This window comes from Cumulibacter manganitolerans, assembly GCF_009602465.1.
Classification (GTDB): Bacteria; Actinomycetota; Actinomycetes; order Mycobacteriales; family Antricoccaceae; genus Cumulibacter; species Cumulibacter manganitolerans.
Map to the genome: position 1 here is coordinate 119,954 of NZ_WBKP01000003.1, position 22,794 is coordinate 142,747.

General features: G+C 71.6%; 20 protein-coding genes and 1 riboswitch. Of the genes, 7 read left to right on the forward strand and 13 right to left on the reverse strand.

The genetic code is table 11. The annotated features are described in order from the left end of the window. Window positions 1-70: 70 nt before the first annotated feature. Genes glgB through glgX form a run of 6 tightly spaced genes read right to left on the reverse strand, consistent with a single transcriptional unit; the run spans window position 71 to window position 9,731 of the window. Window positions 71-2,263, reverse strand: coding sequence for a 1,4-alpha-glucan branching protein GlgB (gene glgB, locus F8A92_RS02050; protein ID WP_153502878.1), 2,193 nt, complete (start codon window positions 2,261-2,263; stop codon window positions 71-73). Window positions 2,264-2,318: 55 nt separating this feature from the next. After that, entirely contained in the window at window positions 2,319-3,593 is a 1,275-nt protein-coding gene (locus tag F8A92_RS02055) for a phosphotransferase (RefSeq protein WP_153502879.1), read from the reverse strand. Continuing rightward, complete coding sequence (locus tag F8A92_RS02060; protein WP_153502880.1) at window positions 3,590-5,593, reverse strand: alpha-1,4-glucan--maltose-1-phosphate maltosyltransferase; 2,004 nt, start codon at window positions 5,591-5,593, stop codon at window positions 3,590-3,592. The genes F8A92_RS02055 and F8A92_RS02060 overlap by 4 nt, the downstream gene beginning before the upstream one ends. 51 nt (window positions 5,594-5,644) lie before the next feature. After that, on the reverse strand, window positions 5,645-6,802 hold the full coding sequence (locus F8A92_RS02065) for an FHA domain-containing protein (RefSeq protein WP_153502881.1): 1,158 nt from the start codon (window positions 6,800-6,802) through the stop codon (window positions 5,645-5,647). A 1-nt stretch (window position 6,803) separates the two neighbouring features. Then, window positions 6,804-7,643: a protein kinase domain-containing protein gene (locus F8A92_RS02070; RefSeq protein WP_153502882.1), complete on the reverse strand. Its 840-nt coding sequence runs from the start codon at window positions 7,641-7,643 to the stop codon at window positions 6,804-6,806. Between the two features lie 27 nt (window positions 7,644-7,670). Continuing rightward, complete coding sequence (glgX, locus tag F8A92_RS02075) at window positions 7,671-9,731, reverse strand: glycogen debranching protein GlgX (RefSeq protein ID WP_153502883.1); 2,061 nt, start codon at window positions 9,729-9,731, stop codon at window positions 7,671-7,673. A 45-nt stretch (window positions 9,732-9,776) separates the two neighbouring features. Here glgX and F8A92_RS02080 point away from each other — a divergent pair, with 45 nt between their 5' ends. Further along, window positions 9,777-10,598 carry an ABC transporter ATP-binding protein gene (locus tag F8A92_RS02080; protein WP_228389122.1) on the forward strand — a complete coding sequence of 274 codons (822 nt, stop codon included), beginning with the start codon at window positions 9,777-9,779 and terminating at the stop codon, window positions 10,596-10,598. A gap of 77 nt (window positions 10,599-10,675) precedes the next feature. Further along, window positions 10,676-11,455 (forward strand): enoyl-CoA hydratase/isomerase family protein, encoded by a 780-nt coding sequence (locus F8A92_RS02085; protein ID WP_153502884.1) that lies wholly within the window; start codon window positions 10,676-10,678, stop codon window positions 11,453-11,455. Window positions 11,456-11,555: 100 nt separating this feature from the next. Here the strand turns inward: F8A92_RS02085 and F8A92_RS02090 are convergent, their stop codons facing one another. The 5 genes from F8A92_RS02090 to ctaE all read right to left on the reverse strand — a co-directional run bounded on the left by F8A92_RS02090 (window position 11,556) and on the right by ctaE (window position 16,777). Beyond that, window positions 11,556-12,389, reverse strand: a complete 834-nt coding sequence (locus F8A92_RS02090; protein WP_153502885.1) for a DsbA family oxidoreductase — start codon at window positions 12,387-12,389, stop codon at window positions 11,556-11,558. Between the two features lie 87 nt (window positions 12,390-12,476). Next, window positions 12,477-14,090, reverse strand: coding sequence for a cytochrome bc1 complex cytochrome b subunit (gene qcrB, locus F8A92_RS02095; protein WP_153502886.1), 1,614 nt, complete (start codon window positions 14,088-14,090; stop codon window positions 12,477-12,479). Further along, window positions 14,080-15,273, reverse strand: a complete 1,194-nt coding sequence (gene qcrA / locus F8A92_RS02100) for a cytochrome bc1 complex Rieske iron-sulfur subunit (protein ID WP_228389123.1) — start codon at window positions 15,271-15,273, stop codon at window positions 14,080-14,082. The genes qcrB and qcrA overlap by 11 nt, the downstream gene beginning before the upstream one ends. Then, window positions 15,270-16,091, reverse strand: a complete 822-nt coding sequence (gene qcrC / locus F8A92_RS02105) for a cytochrome bc1 complex diheme cytochrome c subunit (RefSeq protein WP_153502887.1) — start codon at window positions 16,089-16,091, stop codon at window positions 15,270-15,272. The genes qcrA and qcrC overlap by 4 nt, the downstream gene beginning before the upstream one ends. 71 nt (window positions 16,092-16,162) lie before the next feature. Beyond that, window positions 16,163-16,777 carry an aa3-type cytochrome oxidase subunit III gene (ctaE, locus tag F8A92_RS02110; RefSeq protein ID WP_323368411.1) on the reverse strand — a complete coding sequence of 205 codons (615 nt, stop codon included), beginning with the start codon at window positions 16,775-16,777 and terminating at the stop codon, window positions 16,163-16,165. A gap of 88 nt (window positions 16,778-16,865) precedes the next feature. Between ctaE and F8A92_RS02115 the strand changes: the two genes are divergently transcribed. The 3 genes from F8A92_RS02115 (at window position 16,866) to trpD (ending at window position 19,368) form a co-directional block, all read left to right on the forward strand. Beyond that, the gene (locus F8A92_RS02115) at window positions 16,866-17,810 is read left to right on the forward strand and encodes a cytochrome c oxidase assembly protein (RefSeq protein WP_228389124.1); all 945 of its coding nucleotides are present in this window, start codon (window positions 16,866-16,868) and stop codon (window positions 17,808-17,810) included. 65 nt (window positions 17,811-17,875) lie between these two features. After that, the gene (locus tag F8A92_RS02120; protein WP_153502888.1) at window positions 17,876-18,316 is read left to right on the forward strand and encodes a hypothetical protein; all 441 of its coding nucleotides are present in this window, start codon (window positions 17,876-17,878) and stop codon (window positions 18,314-18,316) included. Continuing rightward, entirely contained in the window at window positions 18,313-19,368 is a 1,056-nt protein-coding gene (trpD, locus tag F8A92_RS02125; protein WP_153502889.1) for an anthranilate phosphoribosyltransferase, read from the forward strand. The genes F8A92_RS02120 and trpD overlap by 4 nt, the downstream gene beginning before the upstream one ends. Before the next feature lie 174 nt (window positions 19,369-19,542). Here the strand turns inward: trpD and F8A92_RS02130 are convergent, their stop codons facing one another. Continuing rightward, window positions 19,543-19,821, reverse strand: a complete 279-nt coding sequence (locus tag F8A92_RS02130) for an Lrp/AsnC family transcriptional regulator (protein WP_153502890.1) — start codon at window positions 19,819-19,821, stop codon at window positions 19,543-19,545. Continuing rightward, window positions 19,818-21,587, reverse strand: coding sequence for a DEDD exonuclease domain-containing protein (locus F8A92_RS02135; protein ID WP_153502891.1), 1,770 nt, complete (start codon window positions 21,585-21,587; stop codon window positions 19,818-19,820). Before F8A92_RS02135 ends, F8A92_RS02130 begins: the two co-directional genes overlap by 4 nt. Window positions 21,588-21,665: 78 nt before the next feature. Here F8A92_RS02135 and F8A92_RS02140 point away from each other — a divergent pair, with 78 nt between their 5' ends. After that, window positions 21,666-21,884 carry a hypothetical protein gene (locus F8A92_RS02140; RefSeq protein WP_153502892.1) on the forward strand — a complete coding sequence of 73 codons (219 nt, stop codon included), beginning with the start codon at window positions 21,666-21,668 and terminating at the stop codon, window positions 21,882-21,884. 93 nt (window positions 21,885-21,977) lie between these two features. Beyond that, window positions 21,978-22,114, forward strand: a riboswitch (cyclic di-AMP (ydaO/yuaA leader). Between the two features lie 87 nt (window positions 22,115-22,201). Then, a partial coding sequence (locus F8A92_RS02145) for a coiled-coil domain-containing protein (RefSeq protein ID WP_153502893.1) occupies window positions 22,202-22,794 on the forward strand: 593 nt, incomplete at its 3' end.

A 22,794-nucleotide genomic window follows, 5' to 3' on the forward strand; every position in this document is an offset into this window, starting at 1 on the left:
GGTGGGGTGGGCGGCAGTGCTGACAACTGTATTCGCCGACGCGGCGGCCGGCCCGCAGGATCCCGCGAGGTCACGATTCGAGCCGGAACCACACGGCGCCCAGCGGCGGCACCGACAGGCTCGCGGACGCCGGCAGGCCGTGCCACGGCTCGTCGGAGGCGTCGACGGAGCCGAGGTTGCCCAACCCCGAGCCGCCGTACTCGACCGCGTCGGTGTTGAGCACCTCCCGCCACGTGCCGGGGCTCGGCAGGCCGATGCGGTACCCGTGGTGCGGGTGGCCGGCGAAGTTCACCACGCACGCGAGGGCGTCGCCGTCGGCGTCGTAGCGCAGGAAGGACAGCACGTTGTTGCCCGAGTCGTTGGCGTCGATCCAGCCGAAGCCGCCCGGATCGTTGTCCCGCTGCCACAGCGCCGGCAGGTCGCGGTAGCGGGCGTTGAGGTCGCTGACGAGCCGCTGGATGCCGGCGTGCGCCGGATCCTCCAGCAGCCACCAGTCGATGCTGCGGCCCTCCGCCCACTCGGCGTCCTGCCCGATCTCCGAGCCCATGAACAGCAGGTTCTTGCCGGGGTGCGCCCACATGTACGCGAGGAAGGCGCGCACATTCGCCAGCTGCTGCCAGCGGTCACCGGGCATCTTGCGGACCAGGGACCCCTTGCCGTGCACCACCTCGTCGTGGCTGATCGGCAGGATGTAGTTCTCGCTGTACGCGTAGACCATCGAGAAGGTGAGCTCGTTGTGGTGGTATGCGCGGTGCACCGGATCCTTCTCTATGTAGCGCAGCGAGTCGTTCATCCAACCCATGTTCCACTTGAACCCGAACCCGAGGCCGCCGAGGTGCGCCGGTCGCGTCACGCCCGGCCAGGACGTCGACTCCTCGGCGATGGTGATGATGCCCGGGACCCGCTTGTAGATCGTGGCGTTGACCTCCTGCAGGAAGGCGACGGCGTCGAGGTTCTCGCGTCCGCCGTACTCGTTGGGCCGCCACTGGCCCTCCTCGCGCGAGTAGTCGAGGTAGAGCATCGACGCGACGGCGTCGACCCGCAGGCCGTCGACGTGGTACTCCTCGCCCCAGAACAGCGCGTTGGCCACCAGGAAGTTGCGCACCTCGCGACGCCCGAAGTCGAACACGTAGGTGCCCCAGTCCGGGTGCTCGCCGCGCAGCGGGTCGGCGTGCTCGTAGAGCGGGGTGCCGTCGAACCGGGCCAGTGCCCACGCGTCCTTGGGGAAGTGCGCGGGGACCCAGTCGATGATCACGCCGTACCCGGCCTGGTGCAGCCGGTCGATGAGGTACTTCAGGTCGTCCGGCGAGCCGAAGCGGGCGGACGGCGCGTAGTAGGAGCTGACCTGGTAGCCCCAGCTGCCGCCGAAGGGATGCTCGGCGACCGGCATCATCTCGACGTGCGTGAACCCGGTCTGGCCCAGGTAGTCGACCAGCTGGTCGGCGATCTCGCGGTACGACAGGCCCTTGCGCCAGGAGCCGAGGTGCAGCTCGTAGATGCTCATCGGCGCGGCGTGCCACGCGGTCTGCGCGCGGCGTTCCAGCCATGCGGCGTCCGCCCACTCGTGCGTCGAGTGGTGCACCCGTGAGGCCCAGCTGGGCGGGACGTCGGTGGCGAACGCGAACGGGTCGGCCTTCTCGCGGGCCGTGCCGTCCGGCCCGGTGACCAGGAGCTTGTAGTACGCGTCGGGCGCGACGCCGGGGATGAACAGCTCCCAGACGCCGGTGCTGCCGATGGAGCGCAGCGGGTACTGCCGGCCCGACCAGTGGTCGAAGTCGCCCTGCACCGTCACGCCGCGGGCGTTGGGCGCCCAGACCGCGAACGAGACGCCCTCGACGGTGCCGTGCGCGGTGTCGTAGCGCCGGACGTGTGCGCCGAGCACGTCCCACAGCCGCTCGTGCCGGCCCTCGCTGATCAGGTGGCAGTCGAGCTCGCCGAGGGTCGGGAACCACCGGTACGGGTCGTCGACGACGTGGCTGTTGCCGTCCTCGTAGGTGACCTCGAGCTGGTAGTCCGGCACCCCGCCCTCGAGCACGGCGCCGTAGAGGCCCTCGTCGGCGAGCCGGCGCATCGGGGTGCGGGCACGGGTGCCCTCGGCGATCACCTCGACAGCGGTGGCGTGCGGGTAGTAGGCGCGCACCACCACGTGCTTGTCGTCGACGGGATGGGCGCCGAGGAAGGAGTGCGGGGAGTGATGGGTGCCGGCCAGCAGCCGCGCCACGTCGGCGGGGTCGACGGTGGGTGCCGGTTTCTGGGTGCTCATCTCGGTGCTCCTTCGTGTCTGCCTCAGCCTAGGGTGCTGCGGACGCGGATGGGGATCAGCCGGTGCCGCACACCGCGGCCACGGTGGCGAGCGGGATGCGTACGCGGTCCGGCCGGTACGCGCTCTCGTACCCGACCTCGTAGAGGGCCTTGTCGAGCACCAGCGCGTCCAGCACGCACGGGTCGACGGTGTCGGGACGGACGAGCCGGTAGCCCTCGAGGAACATCTCGCCGGCGCGCGCCGCCCAGCCGGCCGGCGGTGCCATAGCTGCGTTCCAGCGGGCAGCGTACTCGAAGGAGCGCAGCACGCCGGCGAGGTCGCGCAGGGGGGTGTCCGGCAGGGAGCGCTCGGCCAGCGGCCGGCGCGGCTCGCCCTCGAAGTCGATCAGCCGCCAGCCGTCGTCGGTGAGCAGCGTTTGCCCGAGGTGCAGGTCGCCGTGGATCCGTTGAACGGGGAGCACGCCGTCGTGCCGCGCCAGGGCGGCGTACACGTCCCTGGCCGCGGCGTCGTACGGCTCGAGCGGGGCGAGTCCGTCGAGGGCGTCCAGCCGCCGGGTCAGCCTGGCCGCGAGCTCCTCGGCGAACGCCGGCCGGCGGGTCGTGCCGAACGCGTCGGCGAGCTCGTCGTGCACGGCGCCCAGCGCGATGCCCAGCTCGTAGGCCGCTCCGGGGAAGTGCCGCTCCGGTTCTCCGGCGGCGCGCCGCCCGGCGTCCTGCAGCGCCACCTGGAAGCCGTCCACGCCGGGCACGTAGCGGTGCACGACCACGGCGTCCACCGGGCCGCTGCCGAGGTCGAGCCGCGACCAGCCGGACAGCCGGGCGACCTGCCGCGAATGCAGCAGCGCGCGCCCGATCGCCACCTCCGGGTTGTCCCCCTCCTCGAGGCGCCGGATCACCTTCACGACGTGGCGGCCCACCATCAGGGTGGTGTTGGACTGGTCGCCGGACGCCGGTCGCGCGAGGGCTGGCTCGAGCGGGTCGTGGTCGATCCAGCGGTGGCTCACGACGGAGGACGGCCGGCTCAGCAGCCCGAGCGCGAGGGGCGCGGTGGCCGGGTGCGTGAGGGCGTCGAACCAGGTCCGGTCCCCGCTGTGGATGGGGTCGGCGACCGGTCCGCGGCCCTCGGCGGACGCCATCGGGACGAGGTAGCGCGTGTCCCGGCCGCGGTCGTCGGTCGCGGTGACGACGGTCGTCGCGACGGTGACGCCGTCGGCCTCCTGCACCGGGCCGACGACGCGAACCGCCACCCGCGTGCTCGGTGACAGCCGGCCGGCGAACCAGCGACGACGGCCGAGCCAGGCCGCGAGCGGCCCGAGTGGCGGCGGTCTCACCAGCGCTGCACCCGCAGGACGTGCGCCGGCTCACGCCCGGGATCTAGCTGGACGAAGTTGGCCTCGCCCCACTCGTACTCGTCGCCGGTGAGCTCGTCGACGACAGTGAACCGCTCGGACCAGTCCATGCCCAGCTCGGGCATCGTGAGGCGCACGGTGGTCTGCTGGGTGTGGTGGCTGTCCAGCGAGCAGCACACGAGCACGGTGTCGCCGCTGCGCGGGTCGCGGCGGGAGAACACGATGATGGCGTCGTTGTCGCTGTGGTGGAACACCAGGTTGGCGACGCTGCCGGTGATCGCCGGGTGCTCCCGGCGGATCGCGTTGAGCCGGCTGATGAAGCCTTCGAGGCTGCGCCCCTCGTCGACGGCGCGCCGCCAGTCACGCGGGCGCAGCTGGTACTTCTCGCTGTCCAGGTACTCCTCGCTGCCGGCCTTGACCGCCACGTGCTCGAACAGCTCGTAGCCGCTGTAGACGCCCCACGAGCCGGACATCATCGACGCCAGCACGGCGCGGATCTTGAACATGTCCGGGCCGCCGTACTGGAGGGAGGCATGCAGGATGTCGGGGGTGTTCACGAACAGGTTCGGGTTCAGGAACGCCGCGGAGGCCACCAGGTCGCGACCGAACTCCTCCAGCTCCCACTTCTCGGTGCGCCACGTGAAGTAGGTGTACGACTGCGAGAAGCCGCGGGCGCCCAGGGCCTTCATCATCGCGGGGCGGGTGAACGCCTCGGCCAGGAAGACGACGTCCGGGTAGTCGCGCTTGACCCGCCAGATCAGCCAGTGCCAGAAGTTCACGGGCTTGGTGTGCGGGTTGTCGACGCGGAACACGTGCACGCCGTGCTCGACCCAGAACCGGACCACCCGGTACACCTCGTCGTACAGCCCGGCGGGGTCGTTGTCGAAGTTCAGCGGGTAGATGTCCTGGTACTTCTTCGGTGGGTTCTCGGCGTACGCGATCGTGCCGTCGGCCAGCGTCGTGAACCACTCGGGGTGCTCCTGCACCCACGGGTGGTCCGGCGCGCACTGCAGCGCCAGGTCCAGCGCGACCTCGAGACCGAGCTCGGCGGCCCGGTCGACGAACGCGTCGAAGTCGTCGATGCCGCCCAGCTCCGGATGCACGGCGTCGTGGCCGCCGTCCTTCGAGCCGACCGCCCACGGCGAGCCGCAGTCGTCGGGACCGGCGACCAGCGAGTTGTTGGGCCCCTTGCGGTTGACCTCGCCGATCGGGTGGATCGGCGGCAGGTAGACCACGTCGAAGCCCATGGCCGCGACCCGCTCGAGGTCCTTCGCCGCGGTCGCGAAGGTGCCGTGCACCGGCGTGCCGGCGGCGTCCCGGCCGCCGGTCGACCGCGGGAACAGCTCGTACCAGGCGCCCACGGCGGCCCGCGGCCGGTCGGCCCACAGCCGGTATCGCGGGGAGGAGGTGACCAGCTCGCGCACCGGGTGACGATGCATGACCGCGTCGACCTCGTCGCTGAGTGCCTCCGCGACCCGGCCGTCGAGGCCGAGGGTGGTGTCGGCGAGGTGGGTCGCGGCGTCCCGCAGCAGCGCGGCGTCGCGGTCGGCGCGGGGCAGGGCCGCGGCCGCCTCCCGCAGCACCCGCGCGCCGGTGGCCATGTCGTTGGCGAGGTCGGCCACACCTTGCCCGGCGAGCCGCTTGGCGGTCAGCGCGTGATGGAAGGTCGCCCACGGGTCGCTCCACCCCTCGACGCGGAACTCCCACTCGCCCTCGCCGTCCACCGGGAGGTCGACCCGCCAGCGGTCGCTGGAGACGCCTTCCATGCTCATCCGGCCCGCGAGCTGGTCGACGCCGTCCCGGCTGAGGACGACGGTGGCGCCGAGCGCGTCGTGGCCCTCGCGGAACACCGTCGCGGAGAAGCGCACGACCTGTCCGTCGATACAGCGCGCCGGGAAGCGCCCGCAGTCGACGACGGGGGAGACGTCCGTGATTCCGATTCGGTCCTGGGAGGTGGCGTGCTCGATCGCGGCTGCGTCCATGGCCCCATCCTCACACATCCACCGGTTCGTGCGAGGACCGCGGGACGGCGGCTACCGTTCGTCGGGGCCGGTGAGGGTGGCGATGGTCCAGCCGAACAGCAGCCTGGTGCCGGGCACGATGGGCACCTCCTGGTGCTGCTCGAGCCGGGTCCAGTCGGTGGCTCCCGGGGGCGCGACGTGCGTCCCGTTCAGCGAGCCCAGGTCGCGCAGCAGGATCTGCCCCTCGCGGCGGGAGATCAGCGCGTGCGCGCTGGACAGGACCGAGTCGGGGTCGACGACGGTCAGCGCCTCGGCCTCCCCGGACTGCACGCGCGGATCCTTCTGCGGCCGCCGCCCGATGACGTAGTCGCGGTCGAGGGCGAAGGTGCTGCCGTCGTCGAACACGATCGCCCCGCCGGACGACCCTGCCGGGGGCGCCGGCTGGGCGGGGGTGCCGATCAGCGGCAGCGGCTCCGGCGCGCCGGTGACCGGGACGTCGCGCAGGTCGATGCGCTCGTGGTCGGCGGCGGGCGTGAAGACGCCGGCCGCGTCGGACGCCGGCGCGCCGCCGTCCGGCACGCTCGCGGCGCCGGCCTCACCGGTCGCGGGCGAGGCCCACGCACCGGTCGACGCGACCGGCGGAAGGCTCTGCGGCTGGGCCTGGTGGGAGCCGGTCGGCGGCCCTGCCGGAGCGGCCTCCGGCTCCTCGGTCTCGTGGACCGCGGTGACCCCGGTGTCGGCGTCCGCCACGTGCCGCCGGCCGCCGCTGACCGGGTGCACCCAGGCGCCACCGCCCGGCACCACGCCGGCATCGAGGTCGAGCAGCTCGGCCAGCTGCAGCGGGTTGGCGACGGGCTGGTGGAAGCCGGCGAACACCGCCTGGGTCATCGAGAAGGGCACGGTGACGCCGAACTGGCCGTGCCCGGTGGCCGGGGCCACCTCGGAGCTGTTGCACACCGTCACCGGCCCGCGCAGCACCCCCTGGGCGCGCTCGCCGCTGACGACCAGCGCGGCGAAGGTGGTGCGGGGGTGCGCGTCGAGCACCTCCTGCAGCGGCTCGAGCGCGGTGGCTGTGTCGGCGCCGGCCGGGTCGCTGCCCGGCTCGATCTCCAGGAGCGCGCCGAGGGCCTCCCAGGCTTCCTGGTCGACCGGCGTACCGACCCACAGGATGCTCTCCCCGGAGCGGGCAACCATGCCGCTGCCCGGGACGACTTCATAACGCAGGCTCATCTCAACGCTTCCAGAGGGAGTCGAGGCGATCGGCAAGATCGCCGGCGGTCTTCGGCCGGTGCGGCGCCGATGCGTCGATGCAGTCGCGCACGATCTGCTCGATCGGGCCCGGCAGCCCCGCGGCGACGGTGGGGCCGCTGGACATGATCGCGGGCAGCGCGGTCGCGGGGTCGCTCTCGTCGACCTGCGGGTAGAGGGTCTGCCCGCTGGCCGCGAAGTGCAGGGTCGCGCCCAGCGAGAACAGGTCGCTGGCGCGGGTCGGTTCCTGGCCGGCCAGCACCGCCGGCGCCATGAACGCCAGGTGCGGGTGGCCCAGCCGGCCGGTGAGGGTCATTCCCGGGTTGAGGTAGGTGGCCAGGCCTGGGTCGGCGAGGCGCGCGCCGTCCGCGTGCAGGATGACGCCGGCGGGATGGATGTTGCGGTGCGCGATGCCGTGCTCGTGCAGGTCGTGGGCGCCTCGGGCAGCACACGACACGGCACGCAGCACCTCGGCGAAGGTGAGCTGCGACGCCGGGGCGGCGAGGCTGCCGCCCGGCAGGAACTCCATCGCGCAGTAGATGAGCCCGTCGTTGCGGCCGACCTCGATCTGCCGGACGAGAAACGGCGAGCGGACCGCCGCGATCTGCCGCAGTGCCGCCGACACCCGCTGCAGGGCGCCGTCGGAGTCGACCGCGGCGTCCGCGGCCAGCACCTTGAGCACGATCTCCGGGCCGACGTCGGAGAGCCGCTGCGGCGAGCGGGCGAGGACGAACGAGCCACTGCGCCCCAGGGGCCGCACGACGTCGAAGTCGGCGATCCGGCTGCGCGGTCCGGCAGGGCCGGCGGGTCCGTCGGATGTCATGGGCGCTCCTTGCTGTCCCGTACGACTCTAGTCGGCGAGGACGACCAGGCTGTAGGGCTCGAGCGACATCCGGTCCGCCACCGTCGTCCCCGGCGACGGGCCCGTGTCGTCGGCGGTGTCGACGAGCATCCGCCACGGGCCGCGATCGGCCGTCGGCAGCCGGAGGCCGGCGGTCTCGGCACCGCCGTTGAGTGCCAGGAGCAGGCTTCCGTGCCCCGGCGCCGCGGGCAGGTGCATCTGCAGCACCTTGTCGGCGGCATGCCAGTCGTGCGACGAGAGGACGCCGCCGTCCCGACCGAGCCACCGCACCGCGTGTCCACCGTCCTCGCCGGGATGCACCAGCCACTGGCCGTCGAACAGCGCCCCGTGCGCGCGTCGTACGGCGGTCACCGTGCGGACGAACCCGGTGAGCCGGTCAGCGTCCGGTGCCGCCGCCCAGGGCACCGCCAGGTGCGGCTGGTCCAGGCAGTAGGGGTTGTTGTTGCCGCGCTGGGTGCGGTCGCGCTCGTCACCCGCGGTGATCATCGGCGTGCCGGTCTGCAGCAGCAGGCAGACCAGCATGGACCGCTGGCGGCGCGCGCGCAGGCGGCGGATCTCGGGGTTGTCGGTCTCGCCCTCGACGCCGCTGTTCCACGAGTGGTTGTAGTCCGACCCGTCCAGCCCGTGCTCGCCGTTGTCGTCGTTGTGCTTCTCGTCGTACGCCACCAGGTCGTGCAGGGTGAACCCGTCGTGGGCCGTCACGAACCCGATCGAGCTGGTCGCCGGGCGGCCGCCCCACAGCGCGCGGTCCCCGGCCAGCGCCGTCGCCAGCTCGGCGCGCGAGCCGTGCCCGGGCCGCCAGTAGTCGCGTACGGCGCGGCGGAACCGGTCGTTCCACTCCGCCCACGGCGTCCCCCGGGTCGGCGTGGTGAAGCCGCCGAGCTGGTAGCCGCCGTGCCCCAGGTCCCACGGCTCGGCGATCAGCAGCCGGTCGCCGAGCAGCTCGTCCTCGCCGATCCGGCGCAGCAGCGGATGGTCGGCGGAGAAGTCCGGCCGCCGTCCGAGCACCGGCGCCAGATCGAAACGGAAGCCGTCGACGTCGGTCATCGCGACCCAGTGCCGCAGGGAGTCGACGACGAGGTCCTGGACGAACGGATCACCGGCGTCCAGGGTGTTCCCGCAGCCGCTGGCGTCGACGTACTCGCCGCCGTGCGCGAGGTAGTAGGCGTGGTTGTCCAGGCCGCGGAGGTGGTACGTGGGATCCCCCGACGCCCCCTCGCAGGTGTGGTTGTAGACGACGTCCAGGACCAGCTCGATGCCCGCCGCGTGCAGCGCCGCCACCGCGCCGGCGATCTCGTCCCACTGCGCTCCGGCGTCCCGCGACGTGCAGTACGACGGCATGGGGGAGAAGAACCCCATCGGGTTGTAGCCCCACACGTTGCGCCGGCCGCGCCGCACCACCGCGATCTCGGACGCCCAGTGCGCCACCGGGAGCAGCTCGAGGGTGCTGACTCCCAGCCGCTGCAGGTGCTCGATCAGGAACCGGGAGCGCAGCGCCGAGAAGGTGCCCGCGGCCCGCGGCTCGACGTCCGGCAGCAGCGCGGTCAGCTGGCCCAGGTGCGCTTCGTAGATCACCCGGCCGCCGGGCGGCAGCGGCGGCCGCGACGACGCGACGGCCGGGCGGGCGGCGCACACCACCGACCACGGCGCGACGCGCAGCGTGTCCCGCGGATCGGGGGAGCCGTCGGGCGCGACGTCCCGCAGCTGCTCCATGGCGACCAGGCCGCGGCGCGAGCCCTCGTCGATCAGCCGGGCGTACGGGTCGAGCAGCAGCTTCGCCGGGTTGGCGCGCAGTCCCACCGCCGGCTCGTGCGTGCCGTGCACGCGGTAGCCGTACCGGGCGCCGGGACCGACGTCCGCCCACGCCTCCCAGCACCCGTCCGGATGCGGGGTCATCTCCACGCGGCGCTCGCGCACGCGGGCGCGGTCGGCGTCCGCCTCGATCAGGCACAGCTCGACGCGCTCGGCGACGCGGCTGCGCACCCGGAACATGGTGCCGCCGCGCCCGTCCGGGCAGGCGCCGAGCGGGCGGTCAGGCGTGGGGGACACGGACCCGACGCTACCGGGTGGCGCGCCCTAGGGTTTGATGGACGGGTGCAGACACCCGGCCCCCTGGACGGCTACGAGTCGGATCCCGACCTCGTCATCGACATGCACGAGGTCTCCGTGCGGCGCGGCGCGAGCACGCTGCTGCGCAACCTCTCGTGGCAGGTCGAGCTCGACGAGCGCTGGGTCGTGCTGGGGCGCAACGGTGCGGGCAAGACGACGCTGCTGCAGCTCGCCGCGGCCCAGATGCACCCTTCTGGCGGAACGGTCCATGTGCTCGGCGAGCGCATCGGCGCGGTCGACGTGTTCGAGCTGCGCCCGCGGATCGGGCTGGCCTCGGCCAGCATCGGCAGCCGGGTCCCGCCGCGCGAGAAGGTCGTCGACATCGTGCAGTCGGCCGGCTACTCGGTGATCGGCCGCTGGCGCGAGCAGTACGACGCCATTGACTCCGACCGCGCGCTCGAGCTGCTCGAGCAGTGGGGCATCGCCCGGCTGGCCGACCGCGAGTTCGGCACGCTCAGCGAGGGCGAGCGCAAGCGGACGCAGATCTGCCGGGCGCTGATGACCGACCCCGAGATGCTGCTGCTGGACGAGCCGGCGGCGGGTCTCGACCTGGGCGGCCGGGAGGACCTGCTCGGCAGGTTGACGCAGTTCGCCGCCGACCCGTACGCGCCGGCGATCGTGCTGGTCACCCACCACGTGGAGGAGATCCCCCGGGGGTTCACCCATGTGCTGATGCTGCGCGACGGGGAGGTCGTCCGCCAGGGCCTGCTGGAGCAGGAGATGAGCGAGCAGGCGATCAAGGACACCTTCGGCGTCGACGTCTACCTCACCCAGCGGCGGGGCCGCTACTTCGCCTCCATCGGGTAACGCATACTTCCTCCAGCCCCAACCGACGGCGTCCCGGTGCTCCGGCGTACGCCGCAGAATCGAAAGGAACCCCGCCCATGGGTGAATTCGTACGCCTCGAGGTCGAAGACGGCATCGCCACCATCCGCCTGGACCGGCCCAAGATGAACGCGCTGAACCGCCAGGTGCAGGAGGAGATCCGCGCGTGCGCGCTGGAGGCGACGGCGAACGACGACGTCAAGGCCGTCATCGTCTACGGCGGCGAGAAGGTCTTCGCCGCCGGCGCCGACATCAAGGAGATGGAGGCCATGAGCTATCAGGACATGGTCTCCCGCTCGCACGAGCTGCAGGCCTGCTTCACGGCCGTCGCCGACATCCCCAAGCCGACCGTCGCCGCGATCACCGGCTACGCGCTCGGTGGCGGCATGGAGCTGTCGATGTGCTGCGACATCCGGATCTGCGCCGACAACGCCAAGGTCGGCCAGCCGGAGATCCTGCTCGGGATCATCCCCGGCGGCGGCGGCACCCAGCGCCTCGCGCGTCTCGTGGGCCCGTCGAAGGCCAAGGACATCAACTTCACCGGCCGCTTCGTGGACGCCGAGGAGGCGCTGCGCATCGGCATGGTCGACAAGGTCGTCCCCGCGGAGCAGGTCTACGAGGCCGCGAAGGAATGGGCCGGGCAGTTCCGCAACTCCGCGACCCTCGCGCTGCGCGCGGTCAAGGCGGCCGTGGACGGCGGTCTCAACGGGGACCTTGCGACCGGCCTGAAGCTCGAGAGCCACCTGTTCGCATCGCTGTTCGCCTCCGAGGACCGCGCGATCGGCATGCGCTCGTTCGTGGCGAACGGGCCGGGCAAGGCCGAGTTCACCGGTCGCTAGCCCACACCGCTCGCGGTGGGTTGCACCCCGCTATCGGCCGTCTAGCGGGGTAGAACCCACCGCGAGACGGGATAGCGGGGCGTGACCCGCCGCAGCAGGATCAGCCGCAGCAGCCGCCGCCGCAGCAGCCGCCACCGCCGCCGGGCTGGGCGTCGGCCTGCGCCGCCACCTGGGCCAGCACCATCTCGAGCGTGGAGACGTCCTGCGCGCCGGAGATGCCCCAGCGGGACGCGAACACGTAGGTGGGCACCGACGTGATGCCGGCCGCGCGGGCCGCCTCCTGCTGCTCGATCACTTCCTCGATCCCGTCCTCGCCGGCCAGGTAGTCGGTCACCGACACCTCGAGGCCGGCCTGGTCGCACAGCCGCTGCAGAACGGCGTCGTCGCCGATGTCCTTGCCGTCGGTGAAGTGCGCGGCCATCAGCAGCTCGACGAGCGACGCCTGGACGCCGAGGTCGCGCTCGCCGGCAAGCCGCAGGAGGCGGTGCGCGGCGAGGGTGTTGGCCGCGAGGGCGCCATCGAAGTCGAGGTCGATGCCGTCGGTCGCGGCGATCTGGGTGATGTGCGCGGTCGTCTGCGCCGCCTGCTGCTCGCCGCCGAACTTCTCGATCAGGGTCGGCATCAGCTCACAGGACTCCAGCGGGGCCTCCGGGTCGAGCTGGAAGGGCATGTACCGCACGCGAACCTCGCCGCCGGCGGCGGAGAAGCGCTCGACGGCAGCGTCGAGACGCCGCTTGCCGATGTAGCACCAGGGGCACACGACGTCGGCGTACACGTGGACGTCGACCGGGCCGGCCGGCGCCGCGCCGGACACGACCGCGTCGTCCGCGGCGGGGGAGCAGACTCCGCCGCAGCCGCCGGCGCCGCATCCGCAACCTCCCGCGGTGGCGTCGTGCTGGTGGGTGTCGTTCTGGGTATCTGCTGGGCTCGTCACGACCAACAGCGTACGCCTGACCCGCCGACGACCGACGCCCCAGGCCGGTGTGGCCTGGGGCGTCGGTCGGGTGTCGTGCAGGTGCCGCTAGTGGTGCCCGGCACCGACCTCGTCGTGCTCGATGCCGCGCTCGGCCAGCCCTTCCGGGGTCGGGGGGACCGGCGGTGTCTCGATCGGGAAGAAGAACCCGCGGATGGCGCGGCCGGCGCCGCCCACCTTGTTCATCTTCTTCGGCACGGCCGCACCGCCGTAGACGAGATGCGAGTGGCCGTGCGCGTCGACCGGGCCCAGCGGCTGGTGCCGCTCGAAGTACTGGCCCTCGGGCGAGCGCACCAGGATGCCGGTCTCGATGCCGTGATCGAGCACCTGGCGATCGTGCTGCTGCAGGCCGAGGCAGATCCGGTACGTCACCCAGTAGGCGATCGGCGGCAGGATCAGCAGGCCGATGCGGCCGATCCAGGTCATCGCGTTGAGCGAGATGTCGAACTTCTCGGCGATGATGTCGTTGCCGGCGGACGCCGACAGCACCAGGTAGAACATGATCGACATGGCACCCAGCGCGGTGCGCACGGGCACGTCACGCGGCCGCTGCAGCAGGTTGTGATGCGCGTTGTCGCCGGTCAGCTTGCGCTCAATCATCGGGTAGAGGATCAGCCCGATGATGAACGGGGCGAGCACGTTGATGCCGAGGAAGATCTCCGGGATCGTGATGTTGAAGACCCGGATCTCCCAGGCGGGGAAGAGCCGCGCCAGGCCGTCCGACCAGAACATGTACCAGTCCGGCTGGGAGCCGGCGGAGACCTGCGACGGGTTGTAGGGGCCGAACAGCCAGTAGGGGTTGATCTGCACGAGGCCGCCGAGCAGCGTGATCACGCCGAACACCAGCATCGACAGGGACGCACCCTTGGCCGCGAAGATCGGGTAGAAGCGATGCCCGACCACGTTGTGCTCGGTCGCCTTCGGGCCGGGCCACTGGGTGTGCTTCTGCTTGAACACCAGCAGCACGTGCACGCCGATCAGCGCCAGGATGATGCCCGGCAGCAGCAGCACGTGCAGGATGTAGAACCGCCCGATGATCAGCTCGCCGGGGAACTCGCCGCCGAACACCGCGTAGTGGATGAACGTGCCGAGGAACGGGATCGACAGGATGATCGCCGAGACGATGCGCAGGCCCGTGCCCGAGAGCAGGTCGTCGGGGAGCGAGTAGCCCATGAAGCCCTCGGCCATGCCGAGGAACAGCAGGACGACGCCGATCAGCCAGTTGGTCTCCCGCGGCTTGCGGAACGCGCCGGTGAAGAACACGCGGCACATGTGCACGAGGATCGCCGACATGAACAGCAGCGCCGCCCAGTGGTGCATCTGGCGGATCAGCAGACCGCCGCGGACGTCGAAGGCGATGTGCAGCGACGACTCGTACGCCGCCGACATCGGCACGCCCTGCAGCGGCACGTAGCTGCCGTTGTAGACGACCTCCTTCATCGAGGCGTCGAAGAAGAACGTCAGGTAGGTCCCGGTCAGCAGCAGCATGATGAACGCGTACATCGCGATCTCACCCAGCATGAACGACCAGTGGTCGGGGAAGACCTTGTTGAGCATGCGGCGCGTGGGCGCCGCCATGGTCATCCGGTCGTCGACCTCTCCCGCGATTGCCGCGGCCTTGTTGGCCGGCTTGCGGGACGTGACGGTGGCGTTACTTGGCATTCTTGGTCACCCCAAACCGGCGATCCCAGAAGGCCGGCCCGACCGGCTCGCGGAAATCGCTCTTAGCGACGAAGTATCCCTCGTCGTCGACATCAATCGGAAGAGCCGGCAGCGAACGAGTTGCCGGACCGAACACCGGCTTGGCGTCCTGGGTGATCTGGAACTGGCTCTGGTGGCACGGGCAGAGGATCTTGCCGGTCTCCCGCTCGTACAGCGAGACGGGGCAGCCGAGGTGCGTGCAGATCTTCGAGTACGCGACGTACTCGTTCCAGCGGGCCGAGCCGCCCCAGTCCTTGTCCACGTTCATCGGCCGGGCCTTGAACTTCTCGGCCTGGTCGTGGTGCATGCGGATGAGCATGGTCGGGGTGTCGGACTGGTGCGCCATGTTCTCGGTGAACGGGTAGACCGTCTCCATCGAGCCGGGCTCCATGTCGCCGGGACGGACCGGCGTGCCGTTGGCGCGCAGCAGGCGGGTGCCCTTCTTCCACGCGGTGTGGAACAGGGCGTGGTCGTTGTAGGGGTTCTTGATCAGGCCGCCGAGCGAGAACACGGTGGCCAGGCCCAGAACGCCACCGGCGCCGAGCAGCGAGTTGCGGATCATCTTGCGACGGCCGAGGCCGAGCGACTCCGCGCCGGCCATGAGGGTCGCCGCGGTCGCGCGGCGCTCGATCTCCGGCGACGCGCCCTCGTGACGCTCCTGGATCGCGACCTCGTGCGGCATCAGCTTCTTCGCCCAGATCACCAGGCCGGCACCCAGCAGCGCCAGCGACCCGCCGAGGGTCAGGCCGAGCAGCGGGGTGTACCACAGCGCGAGGTTGCTGGTGTCGGTCGGCGCCTCGGCGTTGACCTTCCACGGCCAGAAGAGGAAGAGCCCGACGAACGCCAGGCCGAGGACGGCCGCGAGGGTGAAGCACAGCGCCACCCGGCGCTCGGCGCGCTTCTCGCCGCGTGAGCCGGCCTCGAAGGGGTACTCCTGCGAGATCACCCGGACGTGGTCCAGGTCGCCGCCGAGCTCGACGAGCTCGGCGGTCGTCATCTGCGAGAGCCGCTCGTCGCTGACCGTCGCGGTGTGCTTGGACGCCGTGTACTCACGGGCGACGCCGGCGGGGGAGTCGTCGTGTGCCGGCTCGTCGGCCGGAGGCACCGTCGGCTCGTCGGCCGGCGGCTGGTTGAAACCGCTCATGACTTACCTGCAATCCAGATCGTTCCGACGAGAAGGACGCTCATGGCGCCGAGCCAGATGACGAGGCTCTCGGGAACGGGACCGGTGCGCCCGATCGAGGCACCGCCCGGGTTGTTGTTCTTCTTGAGCATCTCGACGTACGCGATGATGTTCTTCTTCTCCTCATCGCTGAGCTGGTTGGGCCCGAAGACGGGCATGTTCTGCGGACCGGTCAGCATCGCGGCGTAGATCTGCGCCGGGGAGGCGTTCTTCAGCGCCGGCGCGTGCTTGCCCGAGGACAGCGCGCCGCCCTGCGCGGTGAAGCTGTGGCACGAGGCGCAGTTCAGCCGGAACAGCTCGCCACCGTCCGCGAGGTTGGCCTTCGAGAGGTCCTCCTCGGTCACCTTGGGGGTCTCCGGGCCGCCGTACTGGCCGACGTACGCCGACAGCGCGGCGATCTGGTCGTGATCGAAGAACACCTGCTTGCGCGGTGCCTGCGGGCCCTGCTGGGCCATCGGCATGCGGCCGGTGGAGACCTGGAAGTACACGGCCGCCGAGCCGACGCCGGCCAGGGCGGGCCCACGGTCGGTGACGCCTTCGAGGTTGGCGCCGTGGCAGGTGATGCACGACTTGTCGTAGATCTCCTGGCCGGCCTTGATCTGGTCGGAGGCGCCGGACGTCGGCTCCTCGGCCACGCCCGGCGTGGCCATCGAGTACATCGTTCCGACGACGGCGAGGGCACCGGCCAGGGCCCCGGCGCGGCGTACGACGCCCTTGCGCGCGGTGCGCTTCTCGGCGGCCTTCGCGGCAGCCTGGGAGGGCTTCACGGTGGCGCTCATGATCGGTTCACCTGGTCTCCGGTCGTGGTCGTGGTCGTGGGGGCGGGGAGGGCGAGAGGTCATCGGGCGGCCTACTGCCACGTCATGATGTAGATGACCGTGAACAGGCCGATCCAGACGACGTCGACGAAGTGCCAGTAGTACGACACGACGATGGCCGAGGTCGCCTGCGCGGGCGTGAAGCGGCCCATGGTGGAGCGGATCAGGATGAAGACGAATGCGACCAGGCCGCCGATGACGTGCAGCCCGTGGAATCCGGTGGTCAGGAAGAACACCGAGCCGTAGATGCTCGAGGAGATCGTCGTGTGGTGCTCGGTCACCAGGACGACGTACTCGTTGGCCTGGCCGAGGACGAAGATCAGGCCCATCAGGAAGGACAGGGAGTACCAGCGCCGCAGGCCGAAGGCGTCACCCCGCTCGGCGGCGAACACGCCGAACTGGCAGGTGACCGACGAGGCGACCAGGATCACCGTGAACACCAGCGCATAGATGTGGTTCAGCTCCGTCGGCGGCGGCGGCCACGCCTCCTGGCCGTGGATGGCCTTCGCCGTGAAGTACATGGCGAAGAGCCCGGCGAAGAACATCAGCTCGCTGGAGAGCCACACGATCGTCCCGACGCTGACCATGTTCGGTCGGGAGAGCGAGTGCAGCTGCTCTGACTTGAAGGCGGGGGTTGCAGTCGTCACGCGCGTAATTATGGCCCCTTGCGTTCGCTCAGTGTGAACCGGGGTGGGGCGATTCGCGGACTTTCTTTTCGGCCTAGGCTCAGAAGCCGTGCAGACGTTGTTCGCCATCGGTGTCGACCCCGCCGACCTCCCGCCGTTCACGGTGGGCGCGCTGTTCACCCAGTCGTCGGTGGACCCGCTGCTGGTCACCGGGGTGGTGCTGGTGGCGGCCGCCTATCTGCTCGGTGTGGAGCGGCTGCGCCGCGGTGGGGTGCACTGGCCGGTCGGGCGCACCGTCTCGTTCCTGGTCGGCGGACTGGGCACCTTGTCCTTCGTGACGATGTCCGGCGTCGGCGCGTACGACGAGACCCTGTTCAGCGTGCACATGGTGCAGCACATGGTGCTGGTGATGATCACGCCGATCTTCCTGGCGCTGGGCGCGCCGGTGACCCTGGCGCTGCGGGCGCTGCCCAAGGGGGGCCGTCGGCGGCTGACCGCCGTGCTGCACTGGCGAGTCGCTCGTTTCTACATGCATCCGCTCGTCGGTTTCCTGCTGTTCATCGGGAGCCCGTGGCTGCTGTACTTCACCGGTTGGTACGAGGCGTCGGTGGAGAACGTCTGGCTGCACGAGCTGCTGCACGTGCACTTCCTGGTGTCCGGCTGCATCTTCTTCTGGCCCCTGGTGGGGCTCGACCCGATCCCGGGACGGGTCGGCTACCCGTTCCGCATCCTCATCATGTTCGCGACCATGCCCTTCCACGCCTTCCTCGGGCTGACGATCATGCAGTACAGCTCGCTGCTCGCGGGTGGCTACTACCAGTCCCTGGACCTGCCCTGGAGCGACCCGTTCTCCGACCAGCGGGTCGGCGGGGGTCTGCTGTGGGCCTCGGGCGAGCTGGTCGGCCTGCTGATGGTCGGCGCGGCCCTGTACCAATGGATGCGGGCGTCCGAGCGCGAGGCCGCCCGCGAGGATCGGCGCCTCGATCGCGAGGAGGCGCTGCGGCTGCATGAGCAGGCCCAAGCCGCCCCGGAACCGCCCGCGCCCGGCGGGTAATCTGGTGCGCAGCCGCCCGGGCCCGCCCGGCGCCGCCCGATTCGCTGAAGGAAAGAACCGATTTCATGACGAATGACGCCCACGCCGACGACGAGCGCGCCCAGGTGCACACGGTGCTGCTGTACAGCCCGAAGGAGGAGCGGCGCCGCACGGTCCGCACCGCCATCGGTCGGCGTCCGGCCAAGGACGTGGGGCGTATCGAGTGGATCGAGTGCCTGACGTACGACGAGGTCATCGAGAACGTCGACCGCGGCGGGGTCGACCTGGCGATCCTCGACGGCGAGGCGCAGCCGACCGGCGGCATGGGGCTGTCGCGGCAGATGAAGTACGAGCTCGACGACTGCCCGGCCGTGCTGGTCGTCATCGCCCGCGAGGCCGACCGGTGGCTGGCCACCTGGTCGCTGGCGGATGCCACGCTGCTCTACCCGGTCGACCCGCTCACCGCGGGCGAGGTCGTCGCCCAGCAGCTGCGCAACCGCACCGCGGGTGTGCCCGTCCTGCGATGACCCGGCCGTCGCACACCTGGTCCGGCGTCCTGGGTGCGCTGCTGCGTGAGGGCTACCTGCCGCGGGAGGCGGCCGCCTGGGTGATGCGCGAGATCATGTCCGGCGGCGCGACCAACGCCCAGACGGCCGGTTTCGCCGTCGCCATGCGCGCCGCGGGCGAGAGCGCCGACGCCGTCGCCGGCATGGTCGACGTCATGCTCGAGAACGCCGCCCACGCGAGCGCGCCGGCCGGCTGTGTCGACATCGTGGGCACCGGCGGCGACCAGGCACACACCGTGAACATCTCGACCATGGCGGCGCTCGTCGCGTGCGGCGCCGGGGTCACGGTCGCCAAGCACGGCAGCCGCGCCGCGAGCTCGCAGTGCGGCTCGGCGGACGTCCTCGAGGCCCTTGGGGTGAACCTCGGGCTGGACGGCGACGGGGTCGCCCGCTGCATCGATGAGGTCGGCATCGGGTTCTTCTTCGCGCCGAACTTCCACTCCGGGCTGCGGTACGCCGGTCCGGCGCGCAAGGAGCTCGGCATCCCCACCGTCTTCAACTTCCTCGGACCGCTGTCGAACCCGGCGCGGCCGGACGCCATGGCCGTCGGCTGCGCCGACGTCCGGATGGCGCCCATCCTCGCCGACGTGATGCGGATGCGGGGGCTGTCGGCGCTGGTCTTCCGCGGGGACGACGGGCTCGACGAGCTCACCACCACCACGACGTCCCGCGTGTGGATGGTGCCTCGCGACGCGAGTGAGGTGCTGCAGCACGTCCTGGACCCCGCCCGGCTCGGGATCGACCCCGCACGTCCGGGGGACCTGCGCGGCGGCGACCCGCAGCACAACGCGGCCGTGGTGCGCGACCTGCTCGCGGGCGAGCCCGGCCCGGTACGGCACGCGGTGCTGCTCAACGCGGCCGCCGCGATCGTCGCCCACGACGGCGTCCCGGGCACCGGCGCCGAGCTCGACGAAGCGCTCGCGCAGGCGCTGCGCCGCGCGGCGGAGTCGATCGACTCGGGTGCCGCGGCCGACCGGCTGGCGCGCTGGATCGCGGTCAGCAACGAGAAGTAGCCGCGCGACCCGGCGAACGAGGCCGGGTGCGGCGCAACCGTGGCTTCGCGGCGAAAGCGGGTTTCGGCGAGGGCGGGGTTTCGCGGCGAAAGCGGGGAAACTTCCCCGTTCTGGCCGGCAAAGCCCGCTTCCACCCGCGATGCCCCTCGTTGCCGGTGGGCGCTCGGTCGAGCTTCAGTCGAGGCCGAGGCTGAAGGTCGACTCCAGATCGTGCTGCGAGAACGCCTGGAAGGCGATGTGCGTATCGGTCTCGATCACGCCCTCGGCCTTGTTGATCTCGCCGGAGACGACGCGCGCGATGTCCTCGAACTCCCGCACCCGCACGATGGCGATCAGGTCGACGCCGCCCGCGACGGAGTACACCTCGCTCACGCCGTCGATGGCGGCCAGCCGCGCGGCGGTCTCGGGGATCTCGCTCGTGGCGGCGGTGATCATGACGATCGCGGTGATCACGGTGCGTCTCCTCGGTAGGCGGTGCGGGCACCTGTGATGGTAGCGGGCGGGGCGCTCGGGCCAGGCGCGCCCGGTGCGGCGCCCTGCAGCCAGGAGGCCCACCGGTCGGCGCCGCGGGACGGGCTGGACAGCTCGCCGTCGAGCTCCACGAGGCGGGCCCCCGAGGTGCGCATCCAGCGCAGGATCACCCGCGTCTCCTCGTGCTCGTGCCCGATCGCGGTGGCGGGATCGTCGTCGGTGTGCTGCTGCACGCCGCGCAGGCCCTTGACCATCGGCAGCACCGCGCTCGCCCGGTCGGCGGTCGCCGCCGCGACGAGCCGTCCCCGGCAGACGACCGCGACGTGCCAGCTGCCGGCGACGCCCGGAGCCGCGAGCACCATCCGGTCGATCCCGGCGATGCGAGTCAGCTGCTGGGTGCGGATGAGCGCGGCGACCAGGGCTCGCGCGCGGTCGCGGGTGACCGCGGCGTCCTCGTACCGGCTGGCGCGCGCCAGCCGGTCGATGCGGCCCAGCAGCGGCCCCACCACCGCGGACGGGTCGTGCTCGATCGCGTCGAGCAGCGGACGGAGCGTGGCGGCGTACGCCGCGGGCGCTACCTCACCGGTGCACGGCGCTACGCACCGCTGCAGGTCGCGCAGCGCGCACGGGCTGGGCGCCGAGTGGACGGTGATCCGGTCGGTGCAGCGGCGCAGCGGCACCGACTCGTAGATCGCGCTGAGCGCGTCGTCGGCCACCCGCCGGGACGGGAACGGCCCGATGTGCGCCGAGCCGTCGAGCCGCCAGCGGTTGACCACGCTCAGCCGCGGAAAGCGCTCGTCGGTGAGCCGCAGCCACACCGCGGACCGCCCGCGCTTGGAGCGCTTGTTGTAGCGCGGTTGCAGCGCGTCGATCAGCCGCAGCTCGCGCACCTGGGCCTCGAGATCGTGCGCGCACTCGACGGCGTCGACGCGCTCGGCCAGGCGCACCATCTCCCGCATCCGGGCCCGCGGCTCGCTGGCGGTGAAGTAGCTGCGGACCCGGCGCCGCAGGTGTGCGCTCTTGCCGACGTACAACGCCTCGCCGCGCGCATCGCGGAAGATGTAGACGCCGGGGCCGATCGGCAGCCCGTCCGCGAGCCGGCGCTTGCTGCGCTGCGCAGGCGTGGTCTCGCGGGTGAGAGCGAGCAGCTCGTCCAGCGTGTGCACGCCCGTCGAGCCGACCCGCTCGAGGAGCGCGTGCAGCACGTCGACGGTGGCGCGAGCGTCGTCGAGCGCGCGGTGGACCGGCCGGGTGCGGGCGCCGAGATGCATCGCGAGCGTCTCGAGCCTGCAGTTGGGCACCTCGTCGGCGCCCAGCACCCGGCGCGCCAGCGGCACCGTGTCGAGGACCTGGTGCCGGGGCCACGCCAGCTCGAGGTCTCGCGCGGCCGCCTTCAGGAACCCGACGTCGAAGCGGGCGTTGTGCGCCACGAGGACGTCGGCCGGAGTCAGGCTCGCGAACTCCAGGAAGGCGGGCAGGACCGAGGCGATGGTCGGAGCGCCGCAGACCATGGAGTCGGTGATGCCGGTCAGCACCTGGACGTAGGGGTCGATCGCCGTGCGTGGGTCGACCAGCGTGCGGAACTCGCCGAGCACCTCGCCGCCGCGCACCTTGACCGCGCCGATCTCGGTGATCGCGTCGTGCTTCGCCGAGCCGCCGGTGGTCTCCAGATCGACCACGACGAAGGTGGTCGCCTGCAGGGACTGGCCGATGTCGTCGAGCGAGAGCTGGTGGTGCGGGGCGGGCATGACGAGCACCGTAGGGGAGGGGCCCGACAGGATTCGGCATCTCGAAATCTGTCGGCGCGCCCCGTTAGCGTCCCGGTCATGATCATCGACTGCAACACCTGCCAGGCGGCGCCGGATGCCTGCCGCAACTGTGTGATGTCCGTGCTGCTGGACGCCGATCCGATGGGCATCGAGCTGGACGACGCCTCGGCCGACGCGCTCGGCGTCCTCGCCGACGAGGGGCTCGTGCCGCCGCTGCGGCTCGTGCCGCTGCTGAGCCCCGAGGAGGCCGACCGCCGCGGCTGGCGTGCGGGGTGAGCCGACACGCCCCGGCCGCAATTGTCTCGAACTGGTTACGCCTGTAACCTGTTCGTGGCCAACCGGGCATCCAGGGAAGCACCCGCGTCCCACCGGCGGCCACCGCCGAGACGTCGTGGACGTGCCGGGGACCCACATGAGTTCTGGGGTGAATCGGGGCACAGCTCCGTAGGGCGACCTTCCCCGCCCGAATCCGTCAGCTAACTCGGTAGGCGGATGTGAGGAAGAGGAGCCAGGCCCTCGTGGCTTTCACCACCACTCGCGCGCGTCGAGCAGTCGGCGTAGCCGCAGTCGCCACCTCGTGCGCCTTCGGATTGATGCTCAGCCCGGTCGCCGCGAACGCCGATCCGGCCGCGGACAAGGCGGGCGTGCAGGCGCAGATCGTCCAGACCCAGCACGATCTCGAGGTCATCAGCGAGCAGTACAACGACGCCAAGATCGCGCTCGATCAGCTGACCGCCCAGGCCGCCGCCGCGCAGGCCGCCGCCGCCCAGGCAGCCACCTCGCTCGGCGACGAGCAGCAGAAGGTCGCGCAGACCGGCGCGTCGCTGTACAAGGGCCCGACCCTGGCCGAGGCGCAGACGCTCATCGCGGGCTCCTCTCCGCAGGAGATCATCGACAAGCTGTCGACCCTCGACCAGATCTCCGAGCACTACGGCGAGGCGGTGCACGCGCTGCAGAGCGGGCAGAGCGCAGCAGCGGCCGCCCAGGCCGACGCGCAGCAGAAGGCCTCGGCCGCGGCCGCGACCGCGCAGGACCTCGCCGCGAAGAAGGCCGAGATCGAGGCCAAGCTGCCCGGGCTGCAGACGCAGCTCGCCTCGCTGACGGACGCCGAGCGCCAGGCGGTGCTCGCGCAGGCCGGCGGCCACGCGACCGGTCAGCCCGAGGCCGTCGCCGCGACGCAGCCCGC